At 72.7% G+C, this 16,968-nt stretch carries 14 protein-coding genes and 1 riboswitch; of the genes, 9 read left to right on the top strand and 5 right to left on the bottom strand.

All coding sequences use genetic code 11. From position 1 onward, the window contains the following. The first annotated feature begins 627 nt into the window (after positions 1–627). On the top strand, positions 628–1,488 hold the full coding sequence (otsB, locus tag ACZ3IG_RS20210) for a trehalose-phosphatase (protein ID WP_467433690.1): 861 nt from the start codon (positions 628–630) through the stop codon (positions 1,486–1,488). A gap of 138 nt (positions 1,489–1,626) precedes the next feature. Next, positions 1,627–2,226, top strand: coding sequence for a hypothetical protein (locus ACZ3IG_RS20205; RefSeq protein WP_467433688.1), 600 nt, complete (start codon positions 1,627–1,629; stop codon positions 2,224–2,226). 19 nt (positions 2,227–2,245) lie between these two features. On the opposite strand, the gene ACZ3IG_RS20200 is transcribed toward ACZ3IG_RS20205, so the two are convergent. Both ACZ3IG_RS20200 and ACZ3IG_RS20195 read right to left on the bottom strand, forming a co-directional pair. After that, on the bottom strand, positions 2,246–3,634 hold the full coding sequence (locus tag ACZ3IG_RS20200; RefSeq protein ID WP_467433686.1) for an alpha,alpha-trehalose-phosphate synthase (UDP-forming): 1,389 nt from the start codon (positions 3,632–3,634) through the stop codon (positions 2,246–2,248). A 42-nt stretch (positions 3,635–3,676) separates the two neighbouring features. After that, positions 3,677–4,621, bottom strand: a complete 945-nt coding sequence (locus ACZ3IG_RS20195) for a glucosyl-3-phosphoglycerate synthase (protein WP_467433685.1) — start codon at positions 4,619–4,621, stop codon at positions 3,677–3,679. A gap of 156 nt (positions 4,622–4,777) precedes the next feature. Continuing rightward, positions 4,778–4,919, top strand: a riboswitch (SAM riboswitch). Between the two features lie 17 nt (positions 4,920–4,936). Here ACZ3IG_RS20195 and thrC point away from each other — a divergent pair. The 6 genes from thrC to ACZ3IG_RS20165 all read left to right on the top strand — a co-directional run bounded on the left by thrC (position 4,937) and on the right by ACZ3IG_RS20165 (position 12,081). Continuing rightward, positions 4,937–6,226, top strand: a complete 1,290-nt coding sequence (gene thrC / locus ACZ3IG_RS20190) for a threonine synthase (protein ID WP_403537518.1) — start codon at positions 4,937–4,939, stop codon at positions 6,224–6,226. Positions 6,227–6,263: 37 nt separating this feature from the next. Then, positions 6,264–6,539 (top strand): ubiquitin-like small modifier protein 1, encoded by a 276-nt coding sequence (locus ACZ3IG_RS20185; RefSeq protein ID WP_215170196.1) that lies wholly within the window; start codon positions 6,264–6,266, stop codon positions 6,537–6,539. A gap of 415 nt (positions 6,540–6,954) precedes the next feature. Then, positions 6,955–7,158, top strand: a complete 204-nt coding sequence (locus ACZ3IG_RS20180) for a cold-shock protein (protein WP_004986573.1) — start codon at positions 6,955–6,957, stop codon at positions 7,156–7,158. 336 nt (positions 7,159–7,494) lie between these two features. Beyond that, the gene (gene groL, locus ACZ3IG_RS20175) at positions 7,495–9,120 is read left to right on the top strand and encodes a chaperonin GroEL (RefSeq protein WP_467433682.1); all 1,626 of its coding nucleotides are present in this window, start codon (positions 7,495–7,497) and stop codon (positions 9,118–9,120) included. A gap of 234 nt (positions 9,121–9,354) precedes the next feature. Then, the gene (locus ACZ3IG_RS20170; protein WP_467433680.1) at positions 9,355–10,473 is read left to right on the top strand and encodes an NADH:flavin oxidoreductase; all 1,119 of its coding nucleotides are present in this window, start codon (positions 9,355–9,357) and stop codon (positions 10,471–10,473) included. Positions 10,474–10,551: 78 nt separating this feature from the next. After that, positions 10,552–12,081 (top strand): carboxylesterase/lipase family protein, encoded by a 1,530-nt coding sequence (locus tag ACZ3IG_RS20165; protein ID WP_467433677.1) that lies wholly within the window; start codon positions 10,552–10,554, stop codon positions 12,079–12,081. A gap of 9 nt (positions 12,082–12,090) precedes the next feature. On the opposite strand, the gene ACZ3IG_RS20160 is transcribed toward ACZ3IG_RS20165, so the two are convergent. Then, complete coding sequence (locus tag ACZ3IG_RS20160) at positions 12,091–12,657, bottom strand: hypothetical protein (RefSeq protein WP_467433675.1); 567 nt, start codon at positions 12,655–12,657, stop codon at positions 12,091–12,093. Positions 12,658–12,861: 204 nt separating this feature from the next. Between ACZ3IG_RS20160 and ACZ3IG_RS20155 the strand changes: the two genes are divergently transcribed. Beyond that, positions 12,862–14,559, top strand: coding sequence for a hypothetical protein (locus tag ACZ3IG_RS20155; protein ID WP_467433674.1), 1,698 nt, complete (start codon positions 12,862–12,864; stop codon positions 14,557–14,559). A gap of 24 nt (positions 14,560–14,583) precedes the next feature. Here ACZ3IG_RS20155 and ACZ3IG_RS20150 read toward each other — a convergent pair whose 3' ends face one another. Continuing rightward, positions 14,584–16,005, bottom strand: coding sequence for a PTS transporter subunit EIIC (locus ACZ3IG_RS20150; RefSeq protein ID WP_467433672.1), 1,422 nt, complete (start codon positions 16,003–16,005; stop codon positions 14,584–14,586). 16 nt (positions 16,006–16,021) lie between these two features. Then, positions 16,022–16,948: an N-acetylmuramic acid 6-phosphate etherase gene (gene murQ / locus ACZ3IG_RS20145; protein WP_467433670.1), complete on the bottom strand. Its 927-nt coding sequence runs from the start codon at positions 16,946–16,948 to the stop codon at positions 16,022–16,024. Positions 16,949–16,968: the final 20 nt, after the last annotated feature.

The following is a 16,968-nucleotide window of genomic DNA, read 5'->3' as shown; positions in this document are numbered from 1 at the left end:
GCCGGGGCGGCTGGGTTACCGGGGTGGCTGGGCCGCTCGGTCGGTGGGTCGCCGGGGCGGGCCGGGTTACCGGGGTGGCTGGGTGGCTCGGTCGGCGGGTCGCTGGGGCGGCTGAGTTGCCGGGGTGGCTGGGTGGCTCGGTCGGTGGGTCGCTGGGGCGGCTGAGTTGCCGGGGTGGCTGGGTGGCTCGGTCGGTGGGTCGCTGGGGCGGCTGGGTTACCGGGGTGGCTGGGCCGCTCGGTCGGTGGGTCGCCGGGGCGGGCCGGGTTATCGGAGTGGCTGGGTGGCTCGGTCGGCGGGTCGCTGGGGCGGCTGAGTTGCCGGGGTGGCTGGGTGGCTCGGTCGGTGGGTCGCCGGGGCGGCTGGGTTACCGGGGTGGCTCGGTCGTCGGGTCGCCGGGGCGGCTGGGTGGCTCGGTCGTCGGGTCGCCGAGGCGACAGGGTCACCGGGGCAGCCGGGTCGCTCGGTCGTCGGGGCACCGTGGCGACAGGGCCACCGGGGCGACAGGGTCACCGGGGCGACAGGGGCACCGGGCGGGGCCCGCGATCGCCGAGGCCCGCCCCGGTCACGCTCACGCCGACCGAGCGCAGAGGCGTGCGACCCGTCCCGCCGGGATAGGTTCGCGGTATGGGCAGCCACACGGACGCAACCCCCGACCCGCTGGACCACCTGCCGACGCCCGCCACCGAGGCCGGGCGCGAAGGGCTCGACGGGCTCCTCGCCGACCCCCGCCGGGCGGTGATCGCACTCGACTTCGACGGCACGCTCGCCGGGATCGTGCCCGACCCCGACCAGGCCCGCGCCCACCCCGGCGCGGTGCCCGCGCTGGCCGCGCTCGCCCCGAAGGTCGCCTCCGTCGCGGTGATCACCGGCCGCCCGGCCGAGGTCGCCGTCCACCACGGCGGCTTCGCCGGCGTACCCGGCCTGGAGCACCTCGTCGTCCTCGGCCACTACGGCGCCGAACGCTGGGACGCCGCCACCGGCACCGTCACCGCCCCGGCCCCGCACCCCGGGGTCGCCGCTGTCCGCGCAGAACTGCCCGGACTGCTGGCCGGGGCCCCGGACGGCACCCGGACCGAGGACAAGGGCCGCTCCGTCGCCGTCCACACCCGCCGGGCCGCCGATCCACAGGCCGCCTTCGAGGCCCTGCGCGCCCCCCTCACCGGCCTCGCCGCCCGCCACGGCCTGATCGTCGAGCCCGGCCGCATGGTCCTGGAACTGCGTCCGCCCGGCATGGACAAGGGCGCCGCCCTCCTGGACCACGTCCAGGGCATCGGCGCCGGCGCGGTCCTCTACGCCGGCGACGACCTCGGCGACCTCCCCGCCTACTCCGCCGTCGACCGGCTCCGCACCGAGGGCACCCCCGGCCTGCTGGTGTGCAGCGGCAGCGACGAGGTGACCGAACTGAGGAAGCGCGCGGACGTGGAGGTGGACGGCCCGGCCGGGGTGGTCGCCCTGCTCGGCGCGCTCGCCCGGCGCCTGGCCTGAGACAACGTCACAGCGCTTCTCCCTCTGTGTCACAGGCGCGTCCTGACGCCACCCGCGGGGCAACCGGCCCGGTGCTCCCCGGCCTCCTCCACGACGACAAGCCCGCTCACCCGGGCCCGCAACCGTGGAGGAGAGACCATGTCCGCTCGCAAGGCCACGAAGTCCGCCCGCAAGGCCCCGCTGCTCGCCCTCGTCGCCCTCGCCGCCGGCCTCTCCCTCACCGCCTGCGGCGGTGGCGGCGACAGCACCGCGACGTCCCCGGCCGCCGTGACCGCCGACGAGAGCACCCCGTCGGCCTCCGCCTCGGTCTCCGCCTCGGCCGGCGCGCCCGCCCAGGGCACCGCTGACACCACGGACAAGGGCTCGGCCGCGACCACCGGAACCGAGCTGAGCTGCACGGACCAGCTCGACTACGCCGGCGACCCGCGCTCGAACGCCGAGATCAACTCCGTCGGCGCAGACACGGGCACCTGCCCGCCGCCGTCGGGCACGTCCACGCCGGAGACCGCGGAGTGCACGGACCAGCTGAACTACGCCGACGACCCGCGCTCGAACGCCGAGATCAACTCCATCGGCGCCGACACGGGCACCTGCCCCGCACCACTGTCGGACACCCCCGCGGAGAAGACCTCGAAGTGCACGGACCAGCTGAACTACGCCAATGACCCGCGCTCGAACGCCGAGATCAACTCCATCGGCGCCGACACCGGATACTGCCCGGCGGTCCGGACGAAGTAGTGGGCACAGCCGCCGCCCCTCAGCCCCGCAGCGCCTCCAACTGCTCCAGGAACCACCGCGCCGGCGGCAACGCGGTCGCCGCCGCCGCCAGCCGCTTCGACCGCTCGGCCCGCTCTCCCGCCGGCAGGCCGAGCGCCTCGTGCAACGCCTCCGCCGTCCCCGTCACGTCGTACGGATTGACGGCCACCGCGTCCTCGCCCAGCTCCTCGAACGCCCCCGCCTCCCGCGACAGCACCAGCGCGCACCCCTCGTCGGAGACGACCGGCACCTCCTTGGCGACCAGGTTCATCCCGTCCCGGATGGGGTTGACCAGCGCCACGTCCGCCAGCCGGTAGGCCGCGAGCGACCGCGCGAAGTCGTCCTTGACGTGCAGTACGACCGGCGTCCAGCCGTCCGTCCCGTACTCCGCGTTGATCTCCTCGGCCACCCGCCGCACCTCGGCCGTGTACTCCCGGTACACCGCGAGGTCCTGCCGGGACGGGTAGGCGAACGCCACGTGCACCACCCGCTCGCGCCACTCGGGCCGGTCGGCCAGCAGCCGCCGGTAGGCCAGCAGCCCGCGCACGATGTTCTTCGACAGCTCGGTCCGGTCGACCCGCACGATGGTCTTCCGCCCCGGTCCGATCTGCTCCCGCAGCGCCGCCATCCGCTCGTCCACGTCGGCCTCGTGCGACCGCTCGCGCAGGAAGTCCGCGTCGGCCCCGAGCCCGTGCACTCCCACCACGGTGTCCCCGAGCCCGCCCACCAGCGCGTCACAGCACGCGGTGAACGCCTCGGCCCACCGCCGGGTGAGGAACCCGAGCCGGTCCGCGCCCAGCATCCCGCGCAGCACCTGCGCGGCGATGTCGTCGGGCAGCATCCGGAAGTACTCCACCGGCGCCCACGGCGTGTGCGAGAAGTGGCTGATCCGTACGTCCGGGCGCAGCTCGCGCAGCATCCCCGGCACCAGCGTCAGGTGGTAGTCCTGCACCAGCACGGCCGCGCCCTCGGCGGCCTCCTCGGCCAGCGCCTCGGCGAAGGCCCGGTTGAACGCCTCGTAGGACGCCCACTGCCGCCGGAACTCCGCGTCGAAGACCGGCTCCAGCGGCGTCTGGTACAGCATGTGGTGCACGAACCACAGCACCGAGTTGGCGATCCCGTTGTACGCGTCCGCGTGCACGTCCGCCGGTACGTCCAGCATCCGCACGCCGTCCTCGCCGGCCCCGCGCCGCACCGCCTCGCGGTCGCCGTCGGACAGCGCCGAGCACACCCACAGCGCCCCCGCGTCCGGCCCGATCGCCGACAGCCCGGAGACCAGCCCGCCGCCGCCGCGTTTCGACCGCAGCGAACCGTCCTCCTGGATCTCGTACGAGACGGGGCCACGGTTGGAGGCCACCAGCACCTGAGCAGCACCGAACGTTGAAGCCATACGCCTCAACCTAGCCCGGCCGTCACCAGCTCAAACGTACGTTCACGCCACCTTGCGCCGCGCGTACTCCGCGATCTCCAGCATCGGCGGCCGTTCCTCGGTGTCCACCGAGAAGGTGCGCGGCTCGAAACCGTCCTCGCCGCGCTCGAACTGGGTCAGCGACGGCCGGATCAGATGGCCGCGGGCCAGCCGCAGCTGCGCGGTGCGGTAGATCGCGGCGGACATCCGGCCCAGCGCCTGCCCGTCCTGGTGCCGGTGCTTGCGCACCCCGACGTCCACCTGGGCCAGCGCGTCGAGCCCCACCAGGTGCAGCGCGTCCACCAGCATTCCCAGCTCCACCCCGTACCCCACGGGGAACGGCAGCCGCTCCAGCAGCGAGCGGCGGGCCGCGTACTCGCCGCCCAGCGGCTGCACGAACCCGGCCAGCCGCGGCCAGTGCATGTTCAGCAGCGGCCGGGCCATCAGCTCGGTGACCCGGCCGCCCTGCCCGGCGGCGGCGCCCAGCGGACGGTCGTACATGGCCTTGACCAGGTGCACGTCCGGGTCGGTGAGCAGCGGACCGACGATGCCGGTGACGAAGTCGGACGAGAACTCCCTCAGGTCCGCGTCGACGAACGCCACGATGTCGCCGCCCGTCACCAGCAGCGACCGCCACAGCACCTCGCCCTTGCCGGGCACGGGCGCGAGGCGCGGGAGGATCTCGTCGCGGTGCGCGACACGGGCGCCGGCCGCCGCGGCCACCTTCGCGGTGGCGTCCGTCGACCCGGAGTCGACCACCACGATCTCGTCGACCAGCGGAACCTGGCACATCAGGTCGTGCCGGATCGCCGCGACGATGTCGCCGACCGTCTCCTCCTCGTTCAGCGCGGGAAGCACCACACTGACCGTCTGGCCCGTGCGCTGCTTGGCGGCCAGGATCTGGTGGAGCGGCCGGTCGGACACGGACCAGGAACGTGCGCTGAGCCAACGCTCGACTTCTTCCAGCACGGTCTGCGGCTCCTCCCTGTACGGACCACGCATCCCTTATGTGATCCATCTCGCGCATCGGACGACTATCTCAACTGTCCTGGCCTTCGGTTACAGTCTTGAACAACGCGGATGACCATCGCATGTCGGGGGTGGCCGCCGCTGACAACCACATACAGCTCATCCAGAGGGGCAGAGGGACACGGCCCGATGAAGCCCCGGCAACCCTCCAGCCGGCACTCGTGAAGAAGCGAGGCTCCCGGCTCGGGAAGGTGCCAAATCCGTCTCACGGCGAGATGCGTCGTGAGGAAGATGAGGAGAAAGGGCCTCGCCTCCATGGCTGTGCAGACTGCCGAAAGCACCACCACCCCCGCCGCCTCCGTCGATCTCGGCCCCGCCACGGCGCTCTCCTGCCGGGAATGCGGCCACCGCGTGCCCCTCGGCCCGGTCTTCGCCTGCGAGGAGTGTTTCGGCCCGCTGGAGATCGCTTACGACTTCTCGTCCTACGACACCGAGAAGCTCCGCGCGCGTATCGAAGCGGGCCCCACCAACATCTGGCGGTACGCGCCCCTCCTGCCCGTCCCCGCCGACGTCGCCGACAAGCCCAACATCAACCCGGGCTGGACCAAGCTCGTCAAGGCCGACCGCCTCGCCGCCGAGCTGGGCGTCACCGGCGGCCTGTACGTCAAGGACGACTCCGGCAACCCGACGCACTCCTTCAAGGACCGCGTCGTCGCCCAGGCCCTGGAAGCGGCCCGCGCCTTCGGCTTCACCACCCTGTCCTGCTCCTCCACCGGCAACCTGGCCGGTGCCGTCGGCGCCGCCGCCGCCCGTGCCGGCCTGCGCTCCTGCGTGTTCATCCCGCACGACCTGGAGCAGGGCAAGGTCGTCATGGCCGCGATCTACGGCGGCGAACTCGTCGGCATCGAGGGCAACTACGACGACGTCAACCGCTTCTGTTCCGAGCTGATCGGCGACCCGGCCGGCGAGGGCTGGGGCTTCGTCAACGTCAACCTGCGCCCGTACTACGCCGAGGGCTCCAAGACCCTGGCGTACGAGATCTGCGAACAGCTCGGCTGGCGGCTGCCCGACCAGCTCGTCGTGCCCATCGCCTCCGGCTCCCAGCTCACGAAGATCGACAAGGGGCTGAAGGAGCTGATCCAGCTCGGCCTGGTCGAGGACAAGCCGTACAAGATCTTCGGCGCCCAGGCCGAGGGCTGCTCCCCGGTCTCCACCGCCTTCAAGGCCGGCCACGACGTCGTCCGCCCGCAGAAGCCGGACACCATCGCCAAGTCCCTCGCCATCGGCAACCCGGCCGACGGCCCCTACGTCCTCGACATCGCGCGCCGCACCGGCGGCGCGGTGGAGGACGTGAACGACGAGCAGGTCGTCGACGCGATCAAGCTGCTGGCGCGGACCGAGGGGATCTTCGCGGAGACCGCCGGCGGTGTCACGGTGGGAGTGACGAAGAAGCTCATCGAGGCGGGGGTGCTGGACCCGGCGCTGACCACCGTCGTGCTCAACACCGGCGACGGTCTGAAGACGCTGGACGCGGTCGCGGGGACCGGGCTCACGGCGACGATCCGGCCGAACCTCGCGTCGTTCCGCGAGGCGGGGCTGGCGTGACGCGTCCCTACGTAGATTCCCTGACCGGAGGTTTCAAGTGAGTGTCTCTGTCCGCATCCCGACCATCCTGCGTACCTACACCGGCGGGCAGGCCGAAGTGACCGCCGAAGGGGCCACCCTCGGCGAGGTCATCGCCGATCTGGAGAAGAACCACACCGGCATCTCCGCCCGCGTCCTGGACGACCAGGGCAAGCTGCGCCGCTTCGTCAACGTGTACGTCAACGACGACGACGTCCGTTTCGAGCAGGGCCTGGAGACGGCCACCCCCGACGGGGCCGGCGTCTCGATCATTCCGGCCGTCGCGGGCGGCTGACGCGGTCACCCACCGTCCCCTGAATTGCCCCCTCCGCAATAGAAGCGGAGGGGGCAATTCCATGTGGTTGAGCACGGTAGAGTTGGGGAACGCGCCGATGATCGCGAAAGCGTGAACTCCGAATTTCCGCCGCACGCCCGACCAGATGTAGCCAAACTGTGGGCGTGTTTTGTGGCTTCTGTAACCTTTGCGTGGCCCGACTTGCCCCGGATTCTCACGATTTCTCGCCATATTCCGGACCGCTCCCGTCCAGATTTCTCGTCCAATTGACCTGTTGCAGAGGGCAGTTGGACAGATACATTCGGCCGCGGTCGACGCGTTCCGGCGCACGCCTCCGAGCCTTTTGGGGGGCGAGGTCTGACCCGGATCCGCGAAGTGCGGGTCTGTGCAAGGGCCAGTAATAGGGGAGTTAGGCATGGCTCAGGGCACCGTCAAGTGGTTCAACGCGGAGAAGGGGTACGGCTTCATCGCGGTCGACGGTGGTGCGGATGTTTTCGTCCACTACAGCGCGATCCAGATGGACGGCTACCGCACCCTTGAAGAAGGCCAGCGGGTCGAGTTCGAGATCTCGCAGGGTCAGAAAGGCCCGCAGGCCGACATGGTCCGCGTCACTGCCTGATACGCGCGACCACCGCAGCGAAGGTCTTCTCCGGAGGGCCCGCGTCTCACCGAGGCGCGGGCCCTCCGGCATGTCCGGACCTTGTCCGGGGCATGTCCGGGCCGTGTTCGCGGGCGGCTGAGCGCGGCCCCCGATCCGGGGGAGGCGCTTGCACTCGCAGGGGCCGAGTGCTAATCATTGCGTTAGCACTCTGAAGGTGAGAGTGACAACGAAGGACCGGGTCGGTGAGGCCCGCGGGCCGCCGTGGGGAAGGAACCACGAGGCCGGCGAGCCGTCCGTCGCGGGCGCGGGCGCGGTCCGAAGGAATCACCCCCAGTCCTGGAGGGACCACTTCACATGGCCAAGATCATCGCGTTCGACGAGGAGGCGCGGCGCGGCCTCGAGCGCGGCATGAACCAGCTCGCGGACGCCGTCAAGGTGACGCTCGGCCCCAAGGGCCGCAACGTCGTCCTCGAGAAGAAGTGGGGCGCCCCCACGATCACCAACGATGGTGTCTCCATCGCCAAGGAGATCGAGCTCGAGGACCCGTACGAGAAGATCGGCGCCGAGCTGGTCAAGGAAGTCGCCAAGAAGACGGACGACGTCGCCGGTGACGGTACGACCACCGCGACCGTTCTCGCCCAGGCCCTGGTGCGCGAGGGTCTGCGCAACGTGGCGGCCGGCGCCAACCCGATGGCCCTGAAGCGCGGTATCGAGAAGGCCGTCGAGGCCGTCTCCGCCGCCCTGCTGGAGCAGGCGAAGGACGTCGAGACCAAGGAGCAGATCGCCTCCACGGCCTCCATCTCCGCCGCCGACACCCAGATCGGCGAGCTGATCGCCGAGGCCATGGACAAGGTCGGCAAGGAAGGCGTCATCACCGTCGAGGAGTCCCAGACCTTCGGTCTGGAGCTGGAGCTCACCGAGGGTATGCGCTTCGACAAGGGCTACATCTCGGCGTACTTCGCCACCGACATGGAGCGTATGGAGGCCGTCCTCGACGACCCGTACATCCTGATCGCCAACTCCAAGATCTCCAACGTCAAGGACCTGCTCCCGCTCCTGGAGAAGGTCATGCAGTCGGGCAAGCCGCTGCTGATCATCGCCGAGGACGTCGAGGGCGAGGCCCTGTCGACGCTGGTCGTCAACAAGATCCGCGGCACCTTCAAGTCCGTCGCCGTCAAGGCCCCGGGCTTCGGCGACCGCCGCAAGGCCATGCTCGGCGACATCGCCATCCTCACGGGCGGCGAGGTCATCTCCGAGGAGGTCGGCCTCAAGCTGGAGAACGCGACCCTGGACCTCCTGGGCCGCGCCCGCAAGGTCGTCATCACCAAGGACGAGACCACCATCGTCGACGGCTCCGGCTCCGCCGACCAGGTCGCCGGCCGGGTCAACCAGATCCGCGCCGAGATCGAGAACAGCGACTCGGACTACGACCGCGAGAAGCTCCAGGAGCGCCTGGCCAAGCTCGCGGGCGGCGTCGCGGTCATCAAGGCCGGTGCCGCCACCGAGGTGGAGCTCAAGGAGCGCAAGCACCGCATCGAGGACGCCGTGCGCAACGCCAAGGCGGCCGTCGAGGAGGGCATCGTCGCCGGTGGTGGCGTGGCCCTGCTCCAGGCCTCCCAGGTCTTCGAGAAGCTGGAGCTGGACGGCGACGAGGCGACCGGCGCCAACGCCGTGAAGCTCGCGCTGGAGGCCCCGCTGAAGCAGATCGCCGTCAACGGCGGTCTTGAGGGCGGCGTCGTCGTGGAGAAGGTCCGCAACCTCACCGTCGGCCACGGCCTGAACGCCGCGACCGGTGAGTACGTCGACATGATCGCCGAGGGCATCATCGACCCGGCGAAGGTGACCCGTTCCGCCCTGCAGAACGCCGCCTCCATCGCCGCGCTGTTCCTCACCACCGAGGCCGTCATCGCCGACAAGCCGGAGAAGGCCGCCGCCGCCCCGGCCGGCGGCGGCATGCCGGGCGGTGACATGGACTTCTGATCGACCCGAGGGTTGATCGAGCGTCCTTCGTTCCGAGGGCGGCGCCTCCTGTTGTTCCGACAGGGGGTGCCGCCCTCGGGCGTTTTCCCGTGGCCCCGGCGGCCACTGTGAACAGGGTCACGGACAGGGCACGGCAGGAATGCCGTGAGCGGAGAGACGGGTTGTGCGTAGGGCCGCGTGTTGCATGCGTGTGCACATACCGTCCGGTTCCCCCCTCACGCCAAGGAGCCCCCCGTGACCGACGCCGCCTCCCGCGCCGCCGAGATCCTCTCCCGGCCCACCACGGTCAACGGCCTGACCGTGCCGAACCGCATCGCGATGGCGCCGATGACCCGGATGTTCTCGCCGGGCGGTGTCCCGGGCGAGGACGTGGTGTCGTACTACGCCCGCCGCGCCGCCGCCGGCGTCGGACTGATCGTCACGGAGGGGACGTACGTCGGTCATCCCTCCGCCGGGCAGAGCGACAGCGTGCCGCGGTTCCACGGGGAGGAGCAGCTGGCCGGGTGGGCGAAGGTCGCCGAGGCGGTGCGCGCGGCCGGCGGCACGATCGTGCCGCAGCTGTGGCACATCGGGATGGTGCGCAACGACGGGGAGCCGCCGTTCGCCGACGCCCCGGCCGTCGGACCGTCCGGGCTGCGGCTCGGGGCGGACGAGGCCACCGGCAAGGCGATGACGCAGCAGGACATCGACGACGTGGTCGCGGCGTTCGCGCAGGCCGCCGCCGACGCCGAGCGCATCGGGTTCCACGGGGTCGAGATCCACGGGGCCCACGGCTACCTCGTCGACCAGTTCCTGTGGGAGAGCACCAACCGCCGTACCGACGCCTACGGCGGCGACCCGGTGGCCCGTACGAAGTTCGCCGCGGAGATCGTGGCGGCGGTGCGGGAGCGGGTCTCCGCGCGGTTCCCCGTCATCTTCCGGTTCTCGCAGTGGAAGTCGGACAACTACGGCGCCCGGCTCGCCCGGACCCCCGAGGAGCTGGACGCGATCCTCGCGCCGCTCGCCGCCGCCGGTGTCGACGCCTTCCACGCGTCCACGCGGCGCTACTGGCTGCCGGAGTTCGACGGCTCCGACCTCAACCTCGCGGGCTGGACGAAGAAGCTGACCGGCAAGCCCGTCATCACCGTCGGCTCGGTGGGGCTCGACGGCGAGTTCGGCAAGGCGTTCACGGGCGAGGGCGCGGCGGTCAAGGGCCTCGACGAGCTGCTGGACCGGCTGGAGCGCGACGAGTTCGACCTGGTCGCCGTCGGCCGGGCGCTGCTCCAGGACCCGCGGTGGGCCGAGAAGGTGCTGTCCGGCCGTCTCGACGAGCTGGCCCCGTTCGACCCGGCGGCGCTGCGGACCCTGAGCTGAGGCGGTGCCCGGCGGGGCGTAGGGTCCGTGAGATCACCAACTGGCGTACGGCCGACGGTAACCAGTCAGGAGTGGTCGATGACGGACACGCGGGTCAGCAGGGGCGGCGGAGCCGTGGTGGGCACCACCGGTGGCGCGGTGCGCGGACGCCGGGAGGACGGGCTCACCGTCTTCCGCGGCATCCCGTTCGCCGCGCCGCCGGTCGGAGAGGCACGGTTCGCCGCGCCGCGCCCGGCCGAGGCGTGGGACGGCGTCCGGGAGGCGTACGCCTTCGGTCCGCCGCCCCCGCAGGACCTGCTGGTCCCGGGCCAGGCGGCGGCCGGGCCGGGCGACGGTGACTGGCTGACGGTCAACGTCTGGACGCCCGACGCCGATCCGGCCGCCCGCCGCCCGGTGATGGTGTGGATCCACGGCGGCGCCTACAAGCTCGGGCACGGCGGCAGCCCCGGCTACGACGCCCGCCGGATAGCCGCCGACGGGGACCTGGTCGTCGTCACCTTCAACTACCGGGTGGGGATGGAGGGGTTCGCGTGGATCGACGGCGCGCCCGCCAACCGGGGGCTGCTCGACCAGGTCGCCGCGCTGGAGTGGGTCCGGGAGAACATCGAGGGGTTCGGCGGGGACCCGGGGCGGGTCACCGTCTTCGGGGAGTCCGCGGGCGCCGGTTCGATCGCCGCGCTGCTGGCCATGGACCGGGCGGACGGCCTGTTCCGGCGGGCGATCGCGCAGAGCGTGCCGGGCACGTTCTTCTCCGACGCACTGGCCCGGGACATCGGCGCCGCCCTCGCCGCCGAGGCGGGGCTGCGCCCGGCCGTCGCCGACCTCGCGACCGTGGACCCCGACCGGCTGGTCAGGGCGGGACAGACACTGGCCGCGAAGATGCCCGGGTACACCGGCCGCTGGGGGCAGGCCGCGCCGACGGTGACGCCGTACTCGCCCGTCGTGGACGGTGACGTACTGCCGGTCCTGCCCTGGCGGGCGCTGGTCGACGGGGCGTCGCGGGACGTCGATCTGGTCGTCGGGCACAACCGCGACGAGTTCCGGCTCTTCGTCGCCATGGCCGGACAGCTCGGCACGATCGGGGAGGAGCGGGCGGCGTCCGCGCTGCGGATGTACGCCCCCGGCGACGGCGGGGAGGCCGCGTACCGGGCCGCCTTCCCCGACGCGAGCGCCGGGGAGCTGTACGAGAAGGTGCAGACGGACTGGCTGTTCGCCGTGCCGACGATGCGGCTGGCCGAGGCCCACCTGGCGGGCGGCGGCCGGGCGCACGCCTACGAGCTGACCTGGCCGGCCCCGGGCGTCGGGGGGCTCGGCGCCTGCCACGCCCTGGACCTGCCGCTGCTCTTCGGAACCTTCGACGTGGACCTGGGCGCGCTGCTCTTCGCCGGGGCGGAGCCCGACGAGGTGGCGCTGGCGCTGTCCGCCCGGTTCCGGGCGTCCTGGACGGCGTTCGCCCGGACCGGCGACCCGGGCTGGCCGGCGTACGACACCGAGCGGCGGCTCGTGCAGGTCCTGGACGCCGAGCCCGCCGTGGTGCCCTGGCCGGAGGAGGCGACCCGGCTCCTGTGGGAGGGGCACGAGATCACCGCGCTGCCCCTGCACGTCTGACGGGGAGACTCACGGCATCGGTTCGATGTCCGTCCGTACCGGCGTCCCCCACATCCGCAGCACCTCGTAGTCCGTGAACTCGTGGACGAGGCGGTAGGCCCTGGCCGGGCGCGGCCCCCGCCGCTGGGCGGCGAGATACAGCTCGGCCTCGCGGCGGTCGCGGCGTGGGGTGCCGCACAGCTGCCACGCCTGGCCGTTCCACGCCTCCGGGAGCCAGCGCTGCTGGGCCTGGGGGCGGTCGTCGCGCAGGCCGTAGCGGGACGGGACCGGCTCGGCGGGACGGGGGCGGGCGGGGCCGCCGCCCCCGTACCCGGCGCGGCGGGCCGAGCGGCGCCGGGTCTCGCACAGCAGGCACAGGTCGGGGGCGGCCTCGTCCACCGGCCCGCTCGGATGCTCGGGGCAGCGGGTGCTGGGGGCCGTCGTCGACGCGCTCTCCTCCAGCAGGTCCAGGGCGCGGCGCAGATCGCCCCGCATCTCGTGCAGCTTGGCGTCGGGGGTGTCGGTGGTCAGGGCCTCGCCGTGCTCACCGAGCAGGCGCAGGGCACGGCCGAGGGCGGTGAGCTGGGCGTGGTTCATGGCTCCGGTCCGGAGGTGGTCGGGGTCGGGTTCGGCGGGGGTCCGCGGGGCGGGCGCCCCGGCCATGGTAGGCGGCGGGCAGGTCCGCCTGAACGGGCAGGCGCACTTACCCCGCAGGTCCTTCCCGGCCGGGTGCGGCGTCCAGTAGTCAAGGTGCGGGCCGTGCCGAGGCGCACGCCACCTGTGCAGGGGAGAGGGCACACGATGCACCAGCACGTACGCGGCCGGCAGCGGGAGCAGCAGCCCGCCGGCACCGGGCTGCCCGTCACGGCGCCGCACCGGCACCCACCCGACGTGCGGGCCCTGCAGGGCCTGGCCGGGAACGCCGCCGTCGCCCGCGCCGTCAGCGGCGGTCCCGGGACCGCCGCCCCGGTGCAGCGCACGCTCGTGGTCGGACAGACGAACTTCACCGAGCGCTACCAGGCGAATACGCGGAAGCTGCCGCAGGACCAGCACGCGACGGTCGTCGACAGCCTGTCGGGCAAACTGCACCAGGAGCTGAGAAAGGTGGTCGACAAGGACTTCTCGCCGGAGGAACGCGAGCGGTTCATGAACCACGAGGGCCGGGTCATCGACCAGCTCAAGAAGGCGATCGTCGCCCCGGTCGGGCACAAGGGCTACCACCCGGCCCTCAAGCGGGACGTCGGTGCCCACCCGGACTTCGGGGCGAAGAACCACAAGATCCTGGTGAACGACTACACGGAACTGGCCCGTCACCTCATGGGCTGGGTCACCGCCAAGGAGAACCGGAGGAAGGAGAAGGAGCTGGCGCAGACCATCCAGGACGAGAGGGAGGTCGAAGTCTTCCTGGATGTTCTGCTGAAGCGTCTGCACCGCCACTTCGAGGACAAGAAGAGCGAGCGCCGCGAGCAGAAACGCTTCACGGCGGAGAACGAGGAGAAGATGGTGCGCGAGCTGACCAGGACTCTGCCCGGGACCTATGCGACGTACTTCGGCGGCGACAAGTTCAAGGGCACTCGCCTGCGCCCCGGGATGCTGGGCAAGGGCGGTTACCTGGCGGTGATGCAGAACCCCGAGGAATTCAACTTCCGGGACAAGCTGATCACGCTGCACGACCTCCAGGAGTACTTCGGGAAGGCCGACCGCGGGACCCGGACCCAGGGCAGCGGCTGGCTGCCGGAGACCAGCCCGGAGGAGCTGCGGAGCACCGCCGGTTTCGACGCCGAGGGGAGGCGGCGGACCACCGCGGACCGTGGCAACACCGTCCTGAAGAAACCGCCGGCGGGCGTGGCCGCCCGCCAGCCCTTCGTGCGCGACGAGAACAGCGAGACCACCAAGCTGGCCCGCGCCAGGAACATGCCGGTGTGGGCGGGGCAGTCCCACCGGGCCGCCCGCATGATGAAGATGGCGCAGACGGCCGGGGCGTCACAGGAGGAGATCGCCGCGGTCGCCTGGGGCATCTTCTCCTTCTGGCGGGTCCACTACGACCACACGTCCACGCTGGCCTACCACACGCTGCACGAAGTCATGGACATCGCCCAGAACTTCGGGGTGCCCTACGACATGGACAAGCCGTACGAGGGCGGGACCGTGCCGACCGGGCAGCGGCTCCGGCAGCGGTTCGTCGCCCTGGTCGACGAGCTGACGACCGCGCGCCAGGCGGCGGACACCGAGATCCAGGCGATCGAGTCCGACCCCGGCCGGGCGGACCACCCCGAGATACGGAGATTCCTGACCGTGGCGACGGACGTGCGCCGGTACTTGGACACGATGCGGGAGACGGTGCAGACATGGTCCGGCCGGTTCGCGAGATGGGAGGAGGGCACCCTGACCCCCCTGGAAAAGCGGCAGCTGGTGGAGGCGAGCTTCCCCGCGCTGACGCTCGTCAGGGAGCGCATGGAGAAGATGTCCGGGGAGCTGGCCAAGTACCGGCCCCAGTAGCCCCCCGGGGGCGGCGGCCGGCGTTCAGCGCGTGCCCGCCGTGCCCGTCCGCCGGGGGAAGCCGAACGCGTACGTCGCCAGGAACCCGGCCGCGTAGCCCGTCACCAGCCCGCCCGCGTACACCCCCGCCGCCACCGCGAGCCCCCGGTCCCCGGAGAGCAGCGGGAACAGGGCCCAGCCGGACGGGCCGATCGCCGTCGCCCCGGCCTCGGTGCCGAGCATCGCGAACAGGCCGACGAACGCGCCGCCCGCCGCGCCGCCCACGCAGGCCGTCAGGAACGGGCGGCCCAGGGGGAGGGAGACGCCGTAGATGAGGGGTTCGCCGACGCCGAGCAGGCCGGCCGGGAGCGCGGACCTGATCGTCGTACGCAGGGACGTGTCGTGGCGCAGCCGGACGTAGACCGCGACCGCCGCGCCGACCTGGCCCGCGCCCGCCATGGCCAGCAGCGGCAGCAGCACGGTGTGGCCCTGCTGGTCGATGAGGGTGGTGTGCAGGGGGATCAGGGCCTGGTGCAGGCCGAGCATGACCAGGGGCAGGAAGAGGCCGCCGAGGAGCAGGCCGGCCAGGACGCCCGTGGTCGTCAGCAGCCAGGTCGCCGCCGTGCCGACGGCGGACGCGACCTCGCCGGCCGTGTACATCAGGACGTACAGCGTGGTCAGGCCGGCGACCAGGACGGTCAGGGTCGGGGTGAGCAGGACGTCCAGGGTGCCGGGGAGGCGGGCGCGGCACCACTTCTCGACGTACGTGCCGAGCAGCGCCGCCGCCAGCGCGCCGAGCACCCCGCCCTGGCCGGGGGCGAGCGGGGCGCCGAACGCGGTCACCTGGGCGACGCCCGGATACACCACGACGGCGGCGACCGCGCCGCCCAGCACCGGGGTGCCGCCGAACTCGCGGGCCGTGTTGTGCCCGACGAACACCGCGATCAGCGCCATGAAGGCGGCGGACAGGGCGGTGAGGGCGGGGGTGAGGCCGGGCAGCCAGCGCAGGGTGCGCAGGAGGCCGGCGGCGCCCGCGAGCATGCCGCAGCCGATCAGGGCCGGGATGAGCGGGACGAAGACGTTCGCCACGCGCCGCAGGCCGCGCTTCAGCGGGGTGGCGTCGCGCTCCTTCTGCCGCGCCTTCAGCGCCGCGCCGCGCCGGGCGAGGGCGTCGGCCGTGCCGGCCGCACCCCTTTCCACGCCCTCGCTCCCGCCCGGCAGCAGCGCCTCGAACGCCTCCGTCACCCGTCCGACCACCCCCGGCCCCAGCACCACCTGGTACGCCTCCCCGTCCTCCACCACGCCGAGGACGCCGGGCAGCGCCCGCAGTTCGGCGTCCCGCACCCGGGCCCGGTCGGCCAGGACCAGGCGCAGGCGGGTCACGCAGTGGGCGACGGAGACGACGTTGGCGGGGCCGCCGACCAGGGGCAGGAGGGCGGTGGCGGTGGCTCGGGGGTCCTGGTGCACGCCCCGAGCCTGCGCGTCAGCGCGCCGTCGCGGCCAGCGCGGCGCGCAGCCGGCCGCCGGAGTCCTCCAGAAGGCGGGCGGCCGTCGGGCCGTCGACCCCGGCCAGCAGGATCAGCACGGCCTGCTTGACCTCGCCGCCGGCCGCGTCCAGCGCCCGCTCGATCTCCCCGTCCCCGGCGCCGGTGGCCTGCGCGACGATCCGGCGGGAGCGGGCGCGCAGCTTCTCGTTGGAGGCGCGGACGTCGACCATCAGGTTCCCGTACGTCTTGCCGAGCCGGATCATGGTGATCGTCGACAGCATGTTGAGGACCAGCTTCTGGGCCGTGCCCGCCTTCAGCCGGGTGGAGCCGGCGATCAGCTCGGGTCCGGTGACGACCTCGATGCCGTGCTCGGCGGCGGCGGCCAGCGCGCTGCCCTCGTTGCAGGCCAGCCCGACGGTGAGGGCGCCGAGCGCGCGGGCGTGCGCGACGGCGGCGACGGCGTACGGGGTCCGGCCGGAGGCGGAGACGCCGACCACCGTGTCGTCGGGGGCGAGGCCGAGCGCGTCCAGGTCGGCGCGGGCCAGCTCGGCGGAGTCCTCGGCGCCCTCGACGGAGGTGACCAGGGCGTCCGGTCCGCCCGCGATCAGGCCGACGACCTGCCCGGGTGCCGTGTCGAAGGTGGGCGGGCACTCGGAGGCGTCCAGCACGCCGAGCCGCCCGGCGGTCCCGGCCCCGGCGTACACGAGCCGCCCGCCGCGCTCCATCCGTGCGGCGACGGCGTCGACGGCGGCGGCGATCTCGGGCAGCCGCGCGGCGACGGCGGCGGCGACCCCGGCGTCCTCCCCGTTCATGAGCCGGGCGATGTCGAGGGTCGGCAGCCGGTCGATCTCGGCGAGGTCCGGCCGGAACGCCTCGGTGGAGAGGGAGTCCAGCTGGGAACGGAGGTCGGGGGTGGAGGTCATGGAGGCTCGGCTCTTTCTGG

This window comes from Streptomyces sp. NPDC016677, from assembly GCF_055562815.1.
The sequence above is the reverse complement of the archived record's forward strand: the minus strand, read 5'-3'. Positions and strand labels throughout refer to the sequence as shown.